We start from the raw sequence: 19291 nt of genomic DNA, 5'->3' as shown, positions 1-19291 counted from the left end.
CCGGCCCGGCGTTCCGTGCTGACACTTCATGTCGCCGAGCAGTCGCCCGAGACGGCGGTCGTGGTCGACGGGGCGTCCGTCGCCGCGGTCGGCCCGTACCAGGAACTGGCCGCCGCCCACCCGCAGGCGAGGGTGCGGCGCTGGCCCGGCATCCTGACGCCGGGACTGCTGAACCCGTACGGCCCGGAGCTGCTGGAGGCCACGTACCATCCCGACCCGCGCGAGGCCGACTCCCTCGGTACCGAGCCCATCCGCGGGGAACGGGCGCGGGAGATCCTGCGCGGCGACCCCGCCCGCCTCGGCGCGAGCGCGCGGCGCGGGGTGCAGCGGATGCTGGCGCACGGCACGGTGGCGGTGGCCGGGGAGCTGCGGTCGCGGGCCGCGGCCGACGCGGTGCGCAGAGCCGGGCTCGTGACGGGGCAGCGGCCGGACCGTCTGCCGGGCCCGGCGGCGCTGTCCCCGACCCCGCTGATCCTGCTGCCGAAGCTGGTGCCGGGCGGTCCGGCCCGATTCGCCGTTTTCGATGTGGCGGACCGCGCCGAACTGGTCCGGCGCGGTGCCGGGACCTGCGTGGCGACCGTGATCGGAGGACGGCTGGTGTACCGCGGCCGCTGATCACGGCCCGTACCGGGGACGCCGGCTCAGCCCGCGAAGGCCTGCGCGAACGCGCCCGTACTCTGCTTCACCCCACTGCAGTCGGTCGCCGCGTCGTCCGACGCGGAGTCACCCTTCTCGCAGCGTCGGTCCCGGAACGCCGACCACATCGACACCCAGGCGATCTCCTTGCGCCCGGCGAACTTCCGCACCTGCGCGGCGTCGGAGAGCGTGAAGGTCTCCCCGGCCACGTCGTGGACGCCGATCATCGAGGTGAGCGCCATGCCCCGCCAGGCGGCCGCGTCGGACAGCCCGAACACCTTCTTCAGCTGGGTGTGCGCGGCCTCGGCGGAGGTGAGGGCGTAGTCGCCCATGCCGCCGGTGTAGGACTCGCCGTAGTTCATCGTCATGAGGTTGACGGTGGAGACCTGGACGTCGTGCGTGTTGGCGCCGGCTCTGGCGAGGTCCCCGGCAAGGTCCTCGACGGCGGCCCGATCCTGACCTTCCGGGGCGGCCGGGCCACCACTCGGCTGGGTCCTGATCGCCGGCTTCGTCCTGGCGTGCGGCTGGGTGGCCGCGAAGAAGAAGCCGCGACCGGTCCCGGGAGGACGTGCTGCAAGAATGGGCGGGTGACCCGCGCTTCCCTGAACAAGCAGCCGCACGAAGTCGCCTCGATGTTCGACGACGTGGCGGAACGGTACGACCTGACGAACGACGTGCTGTCGCTCGGCCAGGACCGGCGCTGGCGCAAGGAGGTGGCGAAGGCGGTCGGCGCGCGCCCCGCGCAGAAGGTTCTCGACCTCGCGGCCGGCACGGCGACCTCCTCGCTGCCCTTCGCGCAGACGGGCGCGTACGTGGTCCCCTGCGACTTCTCGCTGGGGATGCTCCAGGTCGGCAAGAAGAAGCACACCTGGCTGCCGTTCACCGCGGGCGACGCGACGAGGCTGCCGTTCAAGGACGACACCTTCGACGCCGTGACGATCTCCTTCGGGCTGCGCAACGTGCAGGACACGGACGCGGCGCTGCGTGAGATGTACCGGGTGACCCGGCCCGGCGGCCGGGTGGTGATCTGCGAGTTCTCGCACCCGACGTGGGCGCCGTTCCGGACCGTCTACACCGAGTACCTGATGCGGGCGCTGCCGCCGGTCGCGCGCGCGGTGTCCTCGAACCCGGACGCCTACGTCTACCTCGCCGAGTCCATCCGCACCTGGCCCGACCAGCCCGCGCTCGCCGAGCGGCTGCGCAAGGCGGGCTGGTCGAAGGTGGCCTGGCGCAACCTGAGCGGCGGTGTGGTCGCGCTGCACCGGGGCTTCAAGGAGAGCTGAGCCCCGGCGGCGGGGCCGTCGTCTCACCGGTCGATCATCTCGAAGGCGTCGCCGGGCTCGCCCAGTTCGCGTTGCATTCCGCCTCTGGGCGGCCGTGGGATGCGTGGCTCGCGCACGCCCCCGCCGCCCTCACCCTCACCGAAGTCGAACCACACGTACACCATGGAGTCCCGCGGCACCTCGGCGCCGGGCTGCGGGTACTGCCGTACGACGTAGTCGACGACCGTGAGATGGAATTCCGGGCGGTCCGGCGCGTTCAGGAACAGACCCCGCGCCTGGGCCGTCTCGCGCGCGTCCATGGCCATGAGGCCGACCAGACGAGGAACGCGCACTTCGGGTGTTTTGGGTGTTATGTGCACAGATGTCACCCCCAGCGGTACTGGCAGGGTAACCCGAGTGCGCGCCGCCCGGAAGCGTCATGTGGCTTTCTGTAACACTTGGTTACTCAAAGTCACAGATCAAGTCGGTAGCAGTGCCCCTCGCGTTCCGAGGACGGGGTCACGAACGTCTCCGCGAGCCGCATGTTCAGGCGCCGGGTGACCGCGATGGAGCGCTCGTTGCGCGCGTCCACCATCGCCACCACCTGCGGCACCCCCAGCGCCCGCAGCCGCTCCAGGGTCGCCTCGGCGGCCGCCGAGGCGTATCCCCGGCCCCAGTGCGCCCGGCCGAGCCGCCAGCCGATCTCGATCTCGCCCGACGGCCCCCACTCGTGCGGCCACGGCTGGGCGCCGGTGAAGCCGACGACGTCACCGGAGTCGTCCAGCACCGACCACAGGCAGAACCCCCGCTCCGCGTCGTGCCGGCGCTGGCGCGCGGTCAGCTCCTCGTAGACCGAGAGTTCGGCCGCCCTGCCACCGTGGAACTCCATGACCTCGGGATCGTCGAAGACCCGGTGCCAGGCGAACGCGTCCTCGTCGGTGGGCACTCGCAGCTGTACTGCGGGGAGAGCTCGGTTCACGGGGCAGCCCTTCAGCCGGGTGATCAATTCTGCTGAATAGACTGCCCATGTCCAGTGCCGGTCGGCACGCAGATTTCGAACCTTGGGGAGATCCCGCCGTGACCGAGCCCCTCTCCGACAACACCGCCGATGTGATCGTCGTGGGCGCGGGGCCAGCCGGCTCCACCACCGCGTACCACCTCGCCAAGGCCGGACTCGACGTCCTCCTGCTGGAGAAGACCGAGTTCCCCCGGGAGAAGGTCTGCGGTGACGGCCTCACCCCGCGCGCGGTCAAGCAGCTCGTAGCCATGGGCATCGACATCTCCGAAGAGGCCGGCTGGCTGCGCAACAAGGGCCTGCGCATCATCGGCGGCGGCTCGCGACTCCAGCTGGACTGGCCGGATCTCGCCGCCTACCCGAACTACGGTCTCGTCCGCAAGCGCGACGACTTCGACGAGCAACTCGCCCGCCAGGCCCAGAAGGCGGGAGCGCGGCTCTTCGAGCTGTGCAACGTCAGCGGTCCGGTCGTCGACGACCGCACGGGCCGCATCACCGGCGTGACCGCCAAGCTCGGCGAGGAGAAGCGTGAGGTCACCTTCCGTGCACCGCTCGTCGTCGCGGCCGACGGCAACTCCACCCGCCTGTCCCTGGCGATGGGCCTGCACCGCCGTGAGGACCGCCCGATGGGCGTCGCGGTGCGCACGTACTTCACCTCGCCGCGCCACGAGGACGACTACCTGGAGTCCTGGCTGGAACTGTGGGACCGCCGCGGCGCCCAGGACCGTCTGCTGCCCGGCTACGGCTGGATCTTCGGCATGGGCGACGGCACCTCCAACGTGGGCCTCGGTGTGCTCAACACCTCCGCCTCCTTCAAGGAGCTGGACTGGCGGGAGGTCCTCAAGGCCTGGTGCGCGTCCATGCCGCAGGAGTGGGGCTACACCCCCGAGAACATGACCGGACCCATCCGCGGCGCAGCCCTCCCCATGGCCTTCAACCGCCAGCCGCACTACACCAAGGGCCTGCTGCTCGTCGGCGACGCCGGCGGCCTGGTGAACCCCTTCAACGGCGAGGGCATCGCCTACGCCATGGAGTCCGGCCAGATCGCCGCCGACGTCATCGTCCAGGCCCACGCGCGGGCCACGCCCGCCCAGCGCGAGATCGCCCTGCAGCGCTACCCGCGCGTCCTCAAGGACACCTACGGCGGCTACTACACGCTCGGCCGCGCCTTCGTGAAGCTCATCGGCAACCCGAAGGTCATGCAGATCGCCGCCCAGCGCGGTCTCACTCACCCGCAGCTGATGAAGTTCACCCTGAAGCTCCTCGCGAACCTCACCGACCCGACGGGCGGCGACGCGATGGACCGCATCATCAACGGCCTGAGCAAGGTGGCCCCGAAGGCGTGATCAGCCGCTGAGGGCCGCCGCGTTGGCGGTCCGGCGGGCGTACACCTCGTCCCGCCGGTCCGCCATCTGCCGCAGTGCGTCCTTTTTCTCCCGCTTGGAGAGCCGATCCAGGTAGATGTACCCGTTGGTGTGGTCGGTCTCATGGGCGAGGCAGCGCGCGAAGTACCCCGTGCCCTCGACGACCACGGCCTTGCCGTCCCTGTCCTGCCCGCGCACGACGGCCCGGTCCGGCCGCGGTACGGCCATGACGGCGCCCGGCACCGACAGGCACCCCTCACCCTCGTCCAGCAGCCGCCGGCCGCTCACAGGCGTCTCCAGCACGGGATTGGCGATGTGCCCGACATGCCGGACTCCGTCGTCATCGGGGCAGTCGTACACGAACAGGCGCAGATCGACCCCGACCTGGTTCGCCGCCAGCCCCGCGCCCTCGGCCACGTACATGGTGAGGAACATGTCGTCGACGAGCGCGGCGAGGTCGGGCCCGAACTCCGTGACGTCCCGGCAGGGCTTGTGCAGGACCTCCTCCCCGACCTCGGTGATACGGCGCACCGCACCGCGCCCGGCCTCGGGGGCGTGGCGCGGGTAGTGGTCGGCGGGACTGCCCTGGACGAACACACGTGGCATCGCTGTGTCTCCCTGTGTTTGTGAGGATGCTGTGGGTGAAGGGCAGTGGGCTTCCGGCCTCCGGCGCCCCTCCCTACCCTCCGGGACTCATCACAACAGAACACGCGCAGCGGTCACAGGGGCTCGCCGGACACGTCGGCACCTCCCGGAGACGCTTCCTGACAGCGGCCGGGGGAACGGCCGCCGCGGGCGTGGCCGCTGCCGCCGCCCCGGGGACGGCCTCGACGGCCGCTGCGGCGACCCCGGCCGCCGACAGGCGGGTCGCCGTCCTCGGCGGCGGGGTCTCCGGCCTCAGCGCCGCCCACGAACTCGCCGAACGCGGCTACGCCGTCACCGTCCACGAGTACCACGACCACCTCGGCGGCAAGGCCCACTCGATGGACGTCCCCGATACGGGCACCGGCGGCCGCAGACCGCTCCCGGGCGAGCACGGCTTCCGCTTCTTCCCCGGTTTCTGCCGGAACCCGCCGGACACGATGTGCCGCATCCCCGTCCCCGGCAACGCGAACGGCGTCCACGACAACCTGCGCAGCGGCACCGAGGCCCTGTTCGCCCACGGCTCCGGCCGCCCGGACCTGCACTTCCCCTGCGACGGGTCACCACCCCGCCCGTACTTCGCCGACCGCCTCCCGGTCCATCTCACCAGCTGCGACGCCCGCCGCGAGGACCAGTGGGAGAAGACCGCGTGGTGGGACTTCATCCGGGCCGGCGAGATGAGCAGGGAGTACCAGGTTCTCCTCGGCATCGGCCAGACCCGCAACCTGGTGGCCACCCGCGCCGAGATCGCCTCCACCCTCCCCCAGGCTCTCGGCCTCGCTCGAGCAGGGAGGTGCCCCCATCGTCGGCCGCGTCATCATCGAGGCCCCGCTCCTGTGGGGTCTGCTCGGCCGCGGCATGGACGGCGACGCCGACATCGACCGTGTCCTCAACGCCCCCACCGGCGAGGCGTGGATCGACCCCTGGGAGAGGCGCCTGTCTCCCTCGGCGTCGAGTTCGTGCTCGGAACCCAGGTGCGGGAGGAGGTGGTGTACGAGGGCGGCCGGGTGAGCGGCATCCGCCTCTCGGCCCGGGACGGCGGCCACGAGCGCACGACCACCGCCGACCGCTACGTCTCCGCGCTGCCCGTCGAACACGCCCGCGCGACCTGGGGCCGGGCCCTGCGCGCCGCCGACCCCCGGCTCGGCCGCTGCGACGCGCTGAGGACCGACTGGATGACCGGCGTCCCGTTCTGTCTGCGCACGCCCACACCGGTGGTCCACGGGCACATCAACTGCCTCGACTCACCCTGGGCGGTGGCAGGCATCGGCCAGGCCCAGTTCTGGGACGTGCGGGACTTTGCGCGTGACTACGGGGACGGACAGGCCCACGACTGCCTGTCCGCGATCGGCTCCGAATGGGGCAAGCCCGGCATCCTGTACGGCAAGACGGCACGCGCCTGCACCAAGGAGGAGACCGTCGCCGAACTCTGGGCCCAGCTGAAGGACTGGGTGAACGACTCCGGCAGGGCGAGGCTCAGGGACGAGGACCGGCTCGGTGGTTCATGGACCCCGCGGTGACCGGCCTGGGCGGCCCCGATCCGCAGAACCGGGAACAGCTCCTCATCCACCCCACGGGAACGCTCTGCAACCGTCCGTCGGCGAGGACGGCGGTGCCCAACTTCTTCCTCGCCGGCGACTACGTCCGCACGGAGGTGGACCTGGCGACGATGGAGGGCGCCGACGAGTCCGCACGCCGGGCCGTCAACGCTCTTCTGGACGCGGACAATTCGGACACCGGGCGTTGCCGGATCCGGGAGCTGTTCCGCCCGCCCGAGATGGAACCGTTCAAGTGTGTCGACGAGCCGCGCTACCGGCTCGGCCTGCCCAGCACCTTCGACCTGAGATGAGCCCAATAGGGCGAATTTGCCTGGATCGCCCAGGAAGTGAGGGGGCGGACGAGCCCGAAGGGCCGCTGCCCCCGAGCGGCTGCGGCCCTACGCGCGTGAGTGGTGTGCCGAGTGCTCAGAGCACCCGCACGGCGCCGGTCGGCGGGTCGTACGACAGCGGCTTCTCCACGATGCCCGTAGACGGGTTCTGTGCACCGACGAACATGCCGTCGCCGGCGTAGATCGCCACGTGGTACGCGCTGCCCGCGCTGCCCCAGTAGAGGATGTCGCCCGGCTGCAGGTTGCTCAGCGATACCTGGGTGCCCTGGGTCGACTGGTCCTGGGAGACGCGCGGCAGGCTGATGCCGACCTGCTTGAAGGCGGCCTGCACGAGGCTGGAGCAGTCCCACGCGTTGGGGCCGGAGGCACCCAGAACGTAGCTCTTGCCGATCTGCGCCTTGGCGAAGGCGAGCACCGCCGCGGCCGAACCGGTGGCCGTGGACGTGCTGGTGGAGGTGCTCGAGCCGGTGCTCGCCGTGGTGGAGAGGGTCGTCCGCTCCGCGTTGCGCGAGGCACGCTCGGCGGCGGCCTTGCGGGCCGCCTCCTGAGCCTTCTTCTTGGCCTCCGCCGCCTTCTGCTTCGCGTCCGCGAGGTCCGACTTGGCCTGCTTCGCGGCGTTTGCGGCGGCCTGATCACGCTCGGCCTGCAGCTGGTAGTTCGCGGCGGCCTGCTGCGTGGCGTCCGCGGACTGGGCGACCTGAGAGGCCAGGTCGGCCGTCAGGGTGGGCAGTTCGAGGGTCTGCGTCACCGGCTCGGCAGCGTTCGCCGCGCCGGACGCCCCGGCGACTGCCAGGGTGCTGAGGACGCCACCGGCAACTCCGGCCCGCACGGCGATGGTCGACGCGCTGCGGCGGGGCTTCCGGTGGCTGCGTATGTGAGCGGTGTGGGACATGGGAATAACCGGTACCAGGGGCTCCTTCATATCTTCAAGAAACGTGTGCTGCGCCACAGTTGTTCAATCGAGCCCCCGAAGCCCGGGCGTGTCGCTCTTTATTGACGCCGTAACGGACATTGCGGACGACCGTGATCAAGCCCTTGATCACGGTCTTTGATCATTACGTCCGAATTGCCCCGCACCTACCACTGGTTCGGGTGGATGGCCAAGCCCGGTTCTCAGACCGCTCTCATGGATGTGGCGGAGGTCACGGAACGGTTACCGGAGGGGTGGCGTCACGCGCGGGCGGGAGCTCGTGAACGTGTGCACGCATTCGCCGCGCGTCCACATCCCGCCTCGGGGCTCCCCCTGATGTGTGAACGCGGTCCACTACCAGGACGCCGGATCCAGCACCAATTTGCATGCAGCGGAACTCTCTTGATATTGAGACGCCCCCTCCGGCCTGCGGTGACGAGCGAAAATGTCACTTCTGGTGATCACCTGGACGCTTCGCGTACGAAGATCACCCATCATCCGACTTCATGATCCTTCGTCAGGTGGTGGAGATCACAAAGCTTGTGTAATACCCCGTGTCGCAGATCACAGAGCGGCAGGCATAAGATGCGAGGCAGTTGGGCTTGTGACCTGCTTCACATGTTCTCGATCTTCGCCCGGGACGAGCGGGGCTCGTGGGACCGGTGAGGCGGGTGTGAGCCCAGTGCAACCGCCACCAGTCAGTGCCGACTGAGAGGAGCGAGGAGCGGTGAACGCGTATGCGCCCATCCTCGTACTGGGAGCCCTCGGGGCAGGCTTTGCGATCTTCTCCGTGGTCATGGCCACGCTGATCGGTCCGAAGCGGTACAACCGCGCCAAGCTCGAGGCCTACGAGTGCGGTATCGAGCCGACCCCCACGCCGGCCGGCGGCGGGCGCTTTCCCATCAAGTACTACCTGACGGCGATGCTCTTCATCGTCTTCGACATCGAGATCGTCTTCCTCTACCCCTGGGCCGTCACCTTCGACGCCCTGGGGATCTTCGGGCTCGTGGAGATGCTGCTCTTCGTGCTCACCGTCTTCGTCGCGTACGCGTACGTATGGCGGCGCGGCGGCCTGGAATGGGACTGAGGGGCCTTTAGAGACATGGGACTCGAAGAAAAGCTGCCGAGCGGCTTCCTGCTGACCACCGTCGAACAGGCCGCGGGCTGGGTGCGCAAGGCGTCCGTCTTCCCCGCCACCTTCGGCCTGGCGTGCTGCGCCATCGAGATGATGACCACCGGCGCCGGCCGCTACGACCTCGCGCGCTTCGGCATGGAGGTCTTCCGCGGCTCGCCGCGGCAGGCGGACCTGATGATCGTCGCCGGCCGGGTCAGCCAGAAGATGGCGCCGGTGCTCAGGCAGGTCTACGACCAGATGCCCAATCCCAAGTGGGTGATCTCCATGGGCGTCTGCGCCTCCTCGGGCGGCATGTTCAACAACTACGCGATCGTCCAGGGCGTCGACCACATCGTCCCCGTCGACATCTACCTCCCCGGCTGCCCGCCGCGGCCCGAGATGCTGATGGACGCGATCCTCAAGCTCCACCACAAGATCCAGACCTCCAAGCTCGGCGTGAACGCCGAGGAGGCGGCCCGCGAGGCGGAGGAGGCGGCGCTCAAGGCCCTGCCCACGATCGAGATGAAGGGGCTGCTGCGGTGAGCGACGCGAACGGCACCAACGGCGCGAACGGGGTGAACCCCGAGAAGGACCTCGCCGCCTCCAACCTCCCCGGCCAGCGCGGCCAGGGCGGCGAGGAGATCCGCGTCCAGCGCGGCATGTTCGGCGCCGACAACGGCGGCGACACCTCCGGCTACGGAGGCCTGGTCCGCTCGGTCCGGCTCCCGGGACCGGCGAACCGGCCCTACGGCGGCTGGTTCGACGAGGTCGCCGACGAGCTGGAGGGCGCCCTGGAGGAGCAGGGACTCCTCCCGGAGAACGCCATCGAGAAGACGGTCGTCGACCGGGACGAGCTCACCTTCCACATCGAACGCGAGCACCTGCTCCGTGTCGCCCGCACCCTGCGCGACGACCCGGCCCTGCGCTTCGAGCTGTGCACGGGCGTCAGCGGCGTCCACTACCCGAGCGACAAGGGACGCGAGCTGCACGCCGTGTACCACCTGCGCTCGATCACCCACAACCGGCTCGTCCGCCTGGAGGTCAGCGCCCCCGACAGCGACCGGCACATCCCGTCCCTGGTCTCCGTCTATCCGACCAACGACTGGCACGAGCGCGAGACCTACGACTTCTTCGGGATCGTCTTCGACGGTCACCCGGCCCTGACGCGGATCATGATGCCGGACGACTGGCAGGGCCATCCGCAGCGCAAGGACTACCCCCTCGGCGGCATCCCCGTCGAGTACAAGGGCGCCCAGATCCCGGCTCCGGACCAGCGGAGGTCGTACTCGTGAGCACGCAGTCAGCATCCGCGGCCTCCGCCGCCTCGGCACGCGAGACCACCGAGGGCACCGTATACACGGTCACCGGTGGCGACTGGGACGAGGTCGTCCAGTCCGCGGCCCGCGCCGACGACGAGCGCATCGTCGTCAACATGGGTCCCCAGCACCCGTCCACCCATGGAGTGCTCCGTCTGATCCTGGAGATCGAGGGCGAGACGGTCACCGAGGCCCGCTGCGGCATCGGCTACCTCCACACGGGCATCGAGAAGAACCTCGAGTACCGCACATGGACGCAGGGCACCACGTTCGTGACGCGCATGGACTACCTGACGTCCTTCTTCAACGAGACCGCCTACTGCCTCGCCGTCGAGAAGCTCCTCGGCATCGAGGACCAGATCACCGAGCGCGCCAAGATCATCCGGGTGCTCCTGATGGAGCTGAACCGGATGTCCTCCCACCTGGTGTGCATCGCCACCGGTGGCATGGAGCTGGGCGCCACCACGGTCATGATCTACGGATTCCGTGATCGTGAAATGATTCTCGACATCTACGAGCTCATCACGGGCCTGCGCATGAACCACGCGTACATCAGGCCCGGCGGACTCGCCCAGGACCTGCCCCCCGGCGCGGTGGACCAGATCCGCGAGTTCGTGAAGAAGATGAAGAAGAACCTCCCGGAGTACGACAAGCTCGCCACCGGGAACCCCATCTTCAAGGCCCGTATGCAGGACATCGGCTACCTCGACCTGGCCGGCTGCATGGCCCTCGGCGCCACCGGGCCGATCCTGCGCTCCGCCGGCCTGCCGCACGACCTGCGCAAGGCCCAGCCGTACTGCGACTACGAGACGTACGACTTCGACGTCCCGACCGCCGACAGCTGCGACGCCTACGGCCGCTTCCTGGTCCGCCTGGAGGAGATGCGTCAGTCGCTCAGGATCGTCGAGCAGTGCCTGGACCGGCTCCAGCCCGGCCCGGTCATGGTCGCCGACAAGAAGATCGCCTGGCCCGCCCAGCTCGCCCTGGGACCGGACGGACTCGGCAACTCCCTCGACCACATCAAGAAGATCATGGGCACCTCCATGGAGGCCCTGATCCACCACTTCAAGCTGGTCACCGAGGGCTTCCGCGTCCCGCCCGGACAGGCGTACGCGGCCGTCGAGTCACCCAAGGGCGAACTCGGGGTGCACGCCGTCTCCGACGGCGCCACCCGCCCCTACCGGGTCCACTTCCGCGACCCGTCCTTCACCAACCTGCAGGCCATGGCGGCGATGTGCGAGGGCGGCCAGGTCGCCGACGTCATCGTCGCGGTGGCGTCCATCGACCCCGTGATGGGAGGCGTCGACCGGTGACCACCAGTTCCTCGGAGCGGGGCGTCAGCCTGGGCATGCCCGAACTGCCCGCACCCGCGTATCCGGACGACGTCCGGGCCCGGCTGGAGACGGACGCGCGCGAGCTGATCGCGCGCTACCCGGACTCCAGGTCCGCCCTGCTGCCGCTGCTCCACCTCGTGCAGTCGGAGGAGGGGCATGTCACGCGCACCGGAATGCAGTTCTGCGCGGACATGCTGGACCTGACCACGGCCGAGGTCACCGCCGTCGCCACCTTCTACACCATGTACCGGCGCAGGCCGTCCGGTGACTACCAGGTCGGCGTGTGCACCAACACGCTGTGCGCGGTGATGGGCGGCGACGCGATCTTCGAGACCCTCCAGGAGCACCTGGGCGTCGGCAACGGCGAGACCACCGACGACGGCAAGGTCACCCTGGAGCACATCGAGTGCAACGCGGCCTGCGACTTCGCGCCGGTCGTGATGGTCAACTGGGAGTTCTTCGACAACCAGACTCCCGGCAGCGCCAGGCGTCTGGTCGACGACCTGCGTGCCGGACGGCCCGTGCAGCCCACGCGCGGGGCGCGGCTGTGCACCTTCAAGGAGACCGCGCGGATCCTGGCCGGCTTCCCCGACGAGCGGCCAGGGGCCGTCGAGGAGAGCGGCAGTGCGGGACCCGCTTCGCTGGTGGGCCTTCGCCTGGCAAGGGGAGAGGCCGCACCCGCGCGCGTGGTCCATCCGCGCGACGGCGGTCCGCACGACGAACCGCAGGACCGGGTGCACAAGCCGTCGCCGGCCGAGCACCTCAGTTCTCATGACGCGCCGCAGGAGACATCGGCCTCCGACCCCGCCCACCCCGCAGGGCCTACCGCCGAGGAGGGGGAGTGATGACCGTGGCACCCGAACTCAAGGACTCGAGCCCCGAGAAGCTGCTCGCACCCGTGCTGTCGGCCTTCTGGGACGAGGACCGGTCCTGGACTCTGGACGTCTACCGGAGGCACGAGGGGTACGAGGGGCTCCGCAAGGCGCTCGCCATGTCGCCGGACGACCTGATCGCGTACGTCAAGGACTCAGGTCTGCGCGGGCGTGGCGGCGCGGGATTCCCGACCGGAATGAAGTGGCAGTTCATTCCCCAGGGTGATGGAAAACCGCACTATCTAGTTGTCAACGCCGACGAGTCGGAGCCCGGGACCTGCAAGGACATCCCGCTCCTCTTCGCGAACCCGCACAGCCTCATCGAGGGCATTGTGATCGCGTGCTATGCCATCAGGTCGTCGCATGCCTTCATCTATCTGCGTGGTGAGGTCGTTCCCGTTCTGCGGCGGTTGCACGAGGCCGTGCGCGAGGCCCACGCGGCGGGATACCTCGGCGAGAACATCCTGGGCAGCGGACTCGACCTCGAACTCACCGTGCACGCCGGCGCCGGCGCGTACATCTGCGGTGAGGAGACCGCACTGCTCGACTCGCTCGAAGGCCGCCGTGGTCAACCGCGGCTCCGTCCCCCTTTCCCTGCGGTCGAAGGGCTCTATGCCTGCCCGACTGTTGTGAACAACGTCGAGTCGATCGCGTCGGTTCCCGCCATTCTGAAAAACGGCAAGGAATGGTTCAGGTCGATGGGGAGCGAGAAGTCGCCCGGCTTCACGCTCTACTCGCTCAGCGGTCACGTCGCGAGCCCCGGCCAGTACGAGGCGCCGCTCGGCATCACCCTGCGCCAGCTCCTCGACATGAGCGGCGGCATGCGGCCCGGGCATCGCCTCAAGTTCTGGACGCCGGGCGGCTCCTCGACGCCGATGTTCACCGACGAGCACCTCGACGTCCCGCTCGACTACGAAGGAGTGGGCGCCGCGGGTTCCATGCTCGGCACCAAGGCCCTGCAGTGCTTCGACGAGACGACCTGCGTGGTGCGGGCGGTGACCCGCTGGACCGAGTTCTACGCCCACGAGTCCTGCGGCAAGTGCACACCGTGCCGTGAAGGGACCTACTGGCTGGTGCAGTTGCTGCGGGACATCGAGGCCGGCAAGGGCGTCATGTCCGACCTCGACAAGCTGAACGACATCGCCGACAACATCAACGGCAAGTCCTTCTGCGCCCTCGGCGACGGCGCCGCCTCGCCGATCTTCTCCTCGCTCAAGTACTTCCGCGAGGAGTACGAGCAGCACATCACGGGCCGGGGCTGCCCCTTCGACCCGGCAAAGTCGACGGCCTGGGCCGACCGCCCGGAGGTGAACGCATGACCGTGACCACCAGCGCTCCCTCCGGAGGGGGAGAGGCGGCGGTCCCGCCGGAGGACCTCGTCACGCTGACGATCGACGGCGTGGAGATCAGCGTGCCCAAGGGCACCCTGGTCATCCGCGCCGCCGAGCAGCTCGGCATCGAGATCCCCCGCTTCTGCGACCACCCCCTCCTGGACCCGGCCGGTGCCTGCCGTCAGTGCATCGTCGAGGTCGAGGGCCAGCGCAAGCCGATGGCGTCCTGCACGATCACCTGTACGGACGGGATGGTGGTGAAGACCCACCTCACGTCCCCGGCCGCCGAGAAGGCACAGCACGGGGTGATGGAGCTGCTGCTCATCAACCACCCGCTGGACTGCCCGGTCTGCGACAAGGGCGGCGAGTGCCCGCTGCAGAACCAGGCCATGTCGCACGGCAACGCGGAGTCCCGCTTCGAGGGCCGCAAACGGACGTACGAGAAGCCCGTCCCGATCTCCACCCAGGTGCTGCTCGACCGCGAGCGGTGCGTGCTGTGCGCCCGCTGCACCCGCTTCTCCAACCAGGTCGCGGGCGACCCGATGATCGAACTGCTCGAGCGGGGCGCGCTCCAGCAGGTAGGCACCGGCGAGGGGGACCCCTTCGAGTCGTACTTCTCCGGCAACACCATCCAGATCTGCCCGGTCGGCGCGCTCACCTCCGCGGCCTATCGTTTCCGCTCCCGCCCCTTCGACCTCGTCTCCTCGCCGTCGGTGTGCGAGCACTGCTCCGGCGGCTGCGCGACCCGCACCGACCACCGGCGCGGCAAGGTCATGCGGCGGCTCGCCGCCAACGACCCCGAGGTCAACGAGGAGTGGATCTGCGACAAGGGACGCTTCGCGTTCCGGTACGCGCAGCTCAAGGACCGCCTCGACACCCCGCTGGTGCGCAACGCCGCAGGTGTCCTGGAGCCCGCCTCCTGGCCCGAGGCGCTGGAAGCGGCGGCACGCGGTCTGAGCGCCGCCCGCTCCCGGGCCGGTGTCCTCGTCGGCGGCCGCCTGACCGTCGAGGACGCGTACGCGTACAGCAAGTTCGCGCGCGTGGCACTCGACACGAACGACATCGACTTCCGCGCGCGTGTGCACAGCGGCGAGGAGGCCGACTTCCTGGCGGCCCGGGTGGCCGGCCGCGGCCGTGACCTCGACGGTACGGGCGTCACGTACACCTCCCTGGAGAAGGCGCCCGCCGTCCTGCTCGTCGGGTTCGAGTCGGAGGAGGAGGCGCCCGGCGTCTTCCTGCGGCTGCGCAAGGCCTGGCGCAAGCACAAGCAGCGGGTGTTCTCACTGGCCACACACGCCACCCGCGGCCTGGAGAAGGCGGGCGGCACGCTGCTGCCGGCCGCTCCCGGCACCGAGACCGAGTGGCTGGACGCCCTCGCGAGCGGTGTCGGCCTGGAGGAGCCCGGCACGAAGGCCGCCGAGGCCCTGCGCACCGAGGGTGCGGTGATCGTCGTGGGAGAGCGGCTCGCCGCGGTGGCCGGCGCACTCACCGCCGCCGTACGCACCGCCGCCGCGACCGGCGCACAGCTGGTGTGGATCCCGCGGCGGGCGGGCGAGCGCGGCGCCGTCGAGGTGGGCGCACTCCCGTCGCTGCTGCCGGGCGGCCGCCCGGCGACCGACCCGCGCGCGCGGGAGGAGGTCGCCGCCGCCTGGGGGATCTCCGAACTGCCCCTGCGCTACGGCCGCGACACCCACCAGATCATCGAGGCCGCCGCCACCGGCGAACTGTCGGCCCTGGTGGTCGCCGGTGTCGAGGCCGCGGACCTGCCCGACCCCGCACGCGCGCGTGAGGCGTTCGACAGCGTCGGCTTCCTGGTGTCGCTGGAGCTGCGGCCCAGCGAGGTCACCGAGCGCGCCGACGTCGTCCTGCCGGTCGCCGCGGTCGCCGAGAAGGCCGGCACCTTCCTCAACTGGGAAGGCAGGGTCCGCTTCTTCGAGGCCGCGCTCAAGCCCGACCAGATGACCCGCCGCCTCGCCCCGACCGACGGACGTGTGCTGCAGATGCTGGCCGACGCGATGGACGTCCACCTGGGCCTGCCGGACCTGCGCACCGCGCGCGCGGAGATCGACCGGCTCGGCGCCTGGGACGGCCCGCGCGCCTCCGAGCCCACGGAGACCGCGGCCTCGCTGCCCCGACCCGCCGCGGGTGAGGCCGTACTCGCCGGACACCGGCTGCTGCTCGACCACGGTGTCCTGCAGGAGGGCGACGAGGCGCTGGCCGGCACCCGGCACGCCGCACGCGCGCGCGTGTCGTCGGCGACCGCCGCCGAGGCCGGCGTCGGGGACGGCGATCTCCTCGCCGTCACCGGATCGGCCGGCACGGTCGAACTCCCCCTCCAGATCACCGAGATGCCCGACCGGGTGGTCTGGCTCCCGCTGAACTCCGTCGGCTCGGGCGTCGCCTCCGGCACCGGCGCGCAGCCCGGCTCCCTCGTCCGCATCGGCCCGGCGGCACGCGCCGGCGCGGCCCCCAAGGAGGTGGAGGCATGAGCCCGTACTTCGCCGCTGAAGACCTCTCGATGTTCGGCCGCGACCCCTGGTGGCTGGTCGTCATCAAAGCGGTGTTCTGCTTCGCCTTCCTGATGGTGACCGTGCTGTTCTCCATCGTCTGGGAGCGCAAGGTCGTCGCCTGGATGCAACTTCGCATCGGCCCCAACCGGCACGGCCCCTGGGGCATGCTCCAGTCGCTCGCCGACGGCATCAAGCTGATGCTCAAGGAAGACATCATCGTCAAGCGCGCGGACAAGGTGGTCTACGTCCTCGCGCCGGTCGTCGCGGCCATCCCGGCCTTCATGGCGATCGCGGTGATCCCCTTCGGCCCGGCCGACGACGAGATCTCGATCTTCGGGCACCGCACCACGATGCAGCTGACCGACCTGCCGATCGCGATGCTCTACATCCTCGCGGTCGCCTCCGTCGGCATCTACGGCATCGTCCTCGCGGGCTGGAGTTCCGGATCCACCTACCCGCTGCTCGGCGGCCTGCGCTCCTGCGCGCAGATGATCTCCTACGAGATCGCCATGGGCGCCGCGTTCGCCTCCGTGTTCCTCTACTCCGGCTCGATGTCGACGTCGACGATCGTCGAACAGCAGCAGGACCGGTGGTACATCCTGCTGCTGCCGGTCTCCTTCATCCTCTACATCGTCACGATGGTCGGGGAGACCAACCGCGCCCCCTTCGACATGCCGGAGTCCGAGGGCGACCTGGTCGGCGGCTTCAACACCGAGTACTCCTCGATCAAGTTCGCGATGTTCATGCTCGCCGAGTACGTGAACATGGTGACGGTCTCGGCCGTCGCGACCACCCTGTTCCTCGGCGGCTGGCGCGCCCCTTGGCCGATCAGCGGCTTCTGGGCGGGCGCGAACCACGGCTGGTGGCCGCTGCTCTGGTTCGTCATCAAGGTCCAGCTGCTGCTGTTCTTCTTCATCTGGCTGCGCGGCACGCTCCCACGCGTGCGCTACGACCAACTGATGAAGCTCGGCTGGAAGGTCCTCATCCCGGTCTCGCTGACCTGGCTGATGCTCGTCGCGACCGTGCGGGCGCTGCGCAACGAGAACTACGACTTCGCCGACATCGCCCTCTACGTCGGCGGCGGGGTCCTGGCCCTGCTGCTGGTCTCCTTCATCGCCGACATGTTCCGCGAGAAGGCGAAGACGGCCGAGGAGCCCGCCGCCCAGCAGCCCGGGTTCGACCCGATGGCGGGCGGATTCCCCGTACCGCCGCTGCCCGGACAGGAGCTGCCGCCGGTGCCGAGGCGCCGCTCGCGCCGGGACCGGGAGCTGATTGTCAGTGGCGGATCGGACACTGTCAGTGACGGATCTTCGGATGGAAAGGAGGCGTCCGATGGCTGAGGAGCCCAAGGAGACCAAGCCCGGTTTCCAGAATCCCGTGGCCGGCTTCGGCGTGACCTTCAAGGCCATGTTCAAGAAGCGGCTGACGGAGCAGTACCCCGAGCAGCAGAAGACCACGGCTCCGCGGTTCCACGGACGGCACCAGCTCAACCGCCATCCGGACGGCCTGGAGAAGTGCGTCGGCTGCGAGCTGTGCGCCTGGGCCTGCCCCGCCGACGCCATCTACGTGGAGGGCGCCGACAACACCGACGAGGAGCGCTACTCCCCGGGCGAGCGGTACGGCCGCGTCTACCAGATCAACTACGCCCGCTGCATCCTGTGCGGGCTGTGCATCGAGGCGTGCCCCACGCGCGCGCTGACGATGACCAACGAGTTCGAGCTGGCCGACTCCAGCCGCGCCAACCTCATCTACACCAAGGAGCAGCTGCTCGCCGGCCTCGAAGAAGGCATGGTCGACACGCCCCACGCGATCTTCCCGGGGACCGACGAACAGGACTACTACCGGGGCCTGGTGACCGAGGCCGCGCCGGGGACCGTACGGCAGGTGGCCGTATCCAAGGGAGAACAGCCTCAATCGGCAGGCCCTTCGGCCGCGGCCGAGGACCAGGAGGTGGAGGCATGAGCCCGCAGCTCGCGGCCTACACCACCTCCACCGGTGAGGCCTTCCAGTTCTGGGTCCTCGGCGCGATCGCGGTGATCGGCGCCCTGTGCACCGTCTTCATGAAGAGGGCAGTGCACAGCGCGCTCTGCCTCGCCGGGACCATGATCGTCCTGGCGGTCTTCTACCTCGCCAACGGCGCCTACTTCCTCGGCGTCGTGCAGATCGTCGTCTACACCGGCGCGATCATGATGCTGTTCCTCTTCGTGGTGATGCTCGTCGGCGTCACGGCCGCGGACTCGCTGAAGGAGACCATCAAGGGCCAGCGCTGGCTGGCCCTGCTGTGCGGGGTCGGCTTCGGAGTCCTGCTGTTCGCCGGCATCGGCAACGCCTCCCTGAAGGAGTTCAACGGCACCGGTCAGGCCAACGCGCACGGCAACGTGGAGGGCCTCGCCGCCCTCATCTTCACCAAGTACGTCTTCGCCTTCGAAATCACCGGCGCCCTGCTGATCACGGCCGCCGTCGGCGCCATGGTGCTCACCCACCGCGAGCGCACCGAGCGCGCCAGGACGCAGCGCGAGCTGGCCGAGCAGCGCGTCCGCGAGGGCAAGCACCTGCCGCCCCTGCCGGCCCCCGGTGTCTACGCCCGGCACAACGCCGTGGACGTCGCGGGCCTGCTGCCCGACGGCACCCCCTCCGAGCTGACCGTCAACAAGACGCTGCGCGAGCGCGGCCAGATCCGTGACGTGTCGGCGGAGGCACTGGGCGACCTGCGGGCCCTGGAACAGCGCGCCGAGGAGCGCCTGGAGCGGACCGAGACCGAGCCGACGACGTTCAAGCGGCCCGAGGAGGCGTCGAAGTGAACCCCGTCAACTACCTCTACCTCGCCGCTCTCTTGTTCACCATCGGCGCGACCGGGGTGCTGATCCGGCGCAACGCGATCGTCGTGTTCATGTGCATCGAGCTGATGCTCAACGCCTGCAACCTCGCGTTCGTCGTCTTCTCCCGGATGCACGGCAACCTCGACGGCCAGATCATCGCCTTCTTCACGATGGTCGTCGCCGCCGCGGAGGTCGTGGTGGGCCTCGCGATCATCGTGTCGCTGTTCCGTACCCGCCACTCGGCCTCGGTCGACGACGCCAGCCTGATGAAGCTGTAA

18 protein-coding genes and 2 pseudogenes are annotated in these 19291 nt (G+C 69.7%); 15 read left to right on the top strand and 5 right to left on the bottom strand.

Going from position 1 to position 19291, the window contains the following annotated elements; genetic code table 11:
• Window positions 1-15: 15 nt before the first annotated feature.
• Window positions 16-615, top strand: a complete 600-nt coding sequence (locus tag FB157_RS35565) for an imidazolonepropionase-like domain-containing protein (RefSeq protein WP_145884846.1) — start codon at window positions 16-18, stop codon at window positions 613-615.
• A 26-nt stretch (window positions 616-641) separates the two neighbouring features.
• On the opposite strand, the pseudogene FB157_RS35560 reads toward FB157_RS35565, so the two are convergent.
• Window positions 642-1112, bottom strand: a pseudogene (locus tag FB157_RS35560) (hydrolase); the annotation flags it as partial.
• 111 nt (window positions 1113-1223) lie between these two features.
• On the opposite strand from FB157_RS35560, the gene FB157_RS35555 reads away from it, so the two are divergent.
• Complete coding sequence (locus FB157_RS35555) at window positions 1224-1919, top strand: demethylmenaquinone methyltransferase (protein ID WP_145884845.1); 696 nt, start codon at window positions 1224-1226, stop codon at window positions 1917-1919.
• Window positions 1920-1942: 23 nt separating this feature from the next.
• On the opposite strand, the gene FB157_RS35550 is transcribed toward FB157_RS35555, so the two are convergent.
• Both FB157_RS35550 and FB157_RS35545 read right to left on the bottom strand, forming a co-directional pair.
• Window positions 1943-2251 carry a PASTA domain-containing protein gene (locus FB157_RS35550; RefSeq protein WP_145884844.1) on the bottom strand — a complete coding sequence of 103 codons (309 nt, stop codon included), beginning with the start codon at window positions 2249-2251 and terminating at the stop codon, window positions 1943-1945.
• 119 nt (window positions 2252-2370) lie between these two features.
• The gene (locus tag FB157_RS35545; RefSeq protein ID WP_186581838.1) at window positions 2371-2877 is read right to left on the bottom strand and encodes a GNAT family N-acetyltransferase; all 507 of its coding nucleotides are present in this window, start codon (window positions 2875-2877) and stop codon (window positions 2371-2373) included.
• A gap of 47 nt (window positions 2878-2924) precedes the next feature.
• On the opposite strand from FB157_RS35545, the gene FB157_RS35540 reads away from it, so the two are divergent.
• Window positions 2925-4259 (top strand): geranylgeranyl reductase family protein, encoded by a 1335-nt coding sequence (locus tag FB157_RS35540; RefSeq protein ID WP_145884842.1) that lies wholly within the window; start codon window positions 2925-2927, stop codon window positions 4257-4259.
• Here FB157_RS35540 and def read toward each other — a convergent pair whose 3' ends face one another.
• A complete protein-coding gene (gene def / locus FB157_RS35535; RefSeq protein ID WP_145884841.1) occupies window positions 4260-4883 on the bottom strand; it encodes a peptide deformylase in 624 nt (207 codons plus the stop codon). It abuts the gene before it with no gap.
• An 89-nt stretch (window positions 4884-4972) separates the two neighbouring features.
• On the opposite strand from def, the pseudogene FB157_RS35530 reads away from it, so the two are divergent.
• Window positions 4973-6768, top strand: a pseudogene (locus tag FB157_RS35530) (FAD-dependent oxidoreductase).
• 115 nt (window positions 6769-6883) lie between these two features.
• On the opposite strand, the gene FB157_RS35525 reads toward FB157_RS35530, so the two are convergent.
• Window positions 6884-7699, bottom strand: coding sequence for a C40 family peptidase (locus tag FB157_RS35525; protein ID WP_145884840.1), 816 nt, complete (start codon window positions 7697-7699; stop codon window positions 6884-6886).
• Window positions 7700-8444: 745 nt separating this feature from the next.
• Here FB157_RS35525 and FB157_RS35520 point away from each other — a divergent pair.
• The 11 genes from FB157_RS35520 to nuoK are packed head-to-tail and all read left to right on the top strand — an operon-like array spanning window position 8445 to window position 19291.
• Window positions 8445-8804 carry an NADH-quinone oxidoreductase subunit A gene (locus tag FB157_RS35520; protein ID WP_003992243.1) on the top strand — a complete coding sequence of 120 codons (360 nt, stop codon included), beginning with the start codon at window positions 8445-8447 and terminating at the stop codon, window positions 8802-8804.
• Window positions 8805-8819: 15 nt separating this feature from the next.
• The gene (locus FB157_RS35515) at window positions 8820-9374 is read left to right on the top strand and encodes an NADH-quinone oxidoreductase subunit B family protein (RefSeq protein WP_023547484.1); all 555 of its coding nucleotides are present in this window, start codon (window positions 8820-8822) and stop codon (window positions 9372-9374) included.
• A complete protein-coding gene (locus FB157_RS35510; RefSeq protein ID WP_145884839.1) occupies window positions 9371-10123 on the top strand; it encodes an NADH-quinone oxidoreductase subunit C in 753 nt (250 codons plus the stop codon). The genes FB157_RS35515 and FB157_RS35510 overlap by 4 nt, the downstream gene beginning before the upstream one ends.
• Window positions 10120-11460: an NADH-quinone oxidoreductase subunit D gene (locus FB157_RS35505; protein WP_145884838.1), complete on the top strand. Its 1341-nt coding sequence runs from the start codon at window positions 10120-10122 to the stop codon at window positions 11458-11460. The genes FB157_RS35510 and FB157_RS35505 overlap by 4 nt, the downstream gene beginning before the upstream one ends.
• Window positions 11457-12326: an NADH-quinone oxidoreductase subunit NuoE gene (gene nuoE, locus FB157_RS35500; RefSeq protein ID WP_145884837.1), complete on the top strand. Its 870-nt coding sequence runs from the start codon at window positions 11457-11459 to the stop codon at window positions 12324-12326. Before FB157_RS35505 ends, nuoE begins: the two co-directional genes overlap by 4 nt.
• Complete coding sequence (gene nuoF, locus FB157_RS35495) at window positions 12323-13672, top strand: NADH-quinone oxidoreductase subunit NuoF (protein ID WP_186581837.1); 1350 nt, start codon at window positions 12323-12325, stop codon at window positions 13670-13672. Before nuoE ends, nuoF begins: the two co-directional genes overlap by 4 nt.
• Entirely contained in the window at window positions 13669-16173 is a 2505-nt protein-coding gene (locus tag FB157_RS35490) for an NADH-quinone oxidoreductase subunit G (protein WP_145884835.1), read from the top strand. The genes nuoF and FB157_RS35490 overlap by 4 nt, the downstream gene beginning before the upstream one ends.
• Window positions 16170-17534: an NADH-quinone oxidoreductase subunit NuoH gene (gene nuoH, locus FB157_RS35485; RefSeq protein ID WP_145884834.1), complete on the top strand. Its 1365-nt coding sequence runs from the start codon at window positions 16170-16172 to the stop codon at window positions 17532-17534. Before FB157_RS35490 ends, nuoH begins: the two co-directional genes overlap by 4 nt.
• Window positions 17527-18156, top strand: a complete 630-nt coding sequence (gene nuoI / locus FB157_RS35480; protein ID WP_145884833.1) for an NADH-quinone oxidoreductase subunit NuoI — start codon at window positions 17527-17529, stop codon at window positions 18154-18156. Before nuoH ends, nuoI begins: the two co-directional genes overlap by 8 nt.
• On the top strand, window positions 18153-18995 hold the full coding sequence (locus FB157_RS35475; protein ID WP_145884832.1) for an NADH-quinone oxidoreductase subunit J: 843 nt from the start codon (window positions 18153-18155) through the stop codon (window positions 18993-18995). The genes nuoI and FB157_RS35475 overlap by 4 nt, the downstream gene beginning before the upstream one ends.
• Window positions 18992-19291 (top strand): NADH-quinone oxidoreductase subunit NuoK, encoded by a 300-nt coding sequence (gene nuoK, locus FB157_RS35470; protein WP_073901863.1) that lies wholly within the window; start codon window positions 18992-18994, stop codon window positions 19289-19291. Before FB157_RS35475 ends, nuoK begins: the two co-directional genes overlap by 4 nt.

This window comes from Streptomyces sp. BK340, from assembly GCF_007827595.1.
Classification (GTDB): Bacteria; Actinomycetota; Actinomycetes; order Streptomycetales; family Streptomycetaceae; genus Streptomyces.
This window is presented reverse-complemented; position numbering and strand designations above follow the sequence as displayed.

Bases quoted from the DNA above. Each gene is read 5' to 3' on its own strand.
- FB157_RS35540 (WP_145884842.1), top strand. From the start codon at position 2,925: ATGTCCAGTGCCGGTCGGCACGCAGATTTCGAACCTTGGGGAGATCCC.
- def (WP_145884841.1), bottom strand. From the start codon at position 4,883: ATGCCACGTGTGTTCGTCCAGGGCAGTCCCGCCGACCACTACCCGCGC.
- FB157_RS35525 (WP_145884840.1), bottom strand. From the start codon at position 7,699: ATGTCCCACACCGCTCACATACGCAGCCACCGGAAGCCCCGCCGCAGC.
- FB157_RS35515 (WP_023547484.1), top strand. From the start codon at position 8,820: ATGGGACTCGAAGAAAAGCTGCCGAGCGGCTTCCTGCTGACCACCGTC.
- FB157_RS35490 (WP_145884835.1), top strand. From the start codon at position 13,669: ATGACCGTGACCACCAGCGCTCCCTCCGGAGGGGGAGAGGCGGCGGTC.
- nuoH (WP_145884834.1), top strand. From the start codon at position 16,170: ATGAGCCCGTACTTCGCCGCTGAAGACCTCTCGATGTTCGGCCGCGAC.
- nuoI (WP_145884833.1), top strand. From the start codon at position 17,527: ATGGCTGAGGAGCCCAAGGAGACCAAGCCCGGTTTCCAGAATCCCGTG.
- FB157_RS35475 (WP_145884832.1), top strand. From the start codon at position 18,153: ATGAGCCCGCAGCTCGCGGCCTACACCACCTCCACCGGTGAGGCCTTC.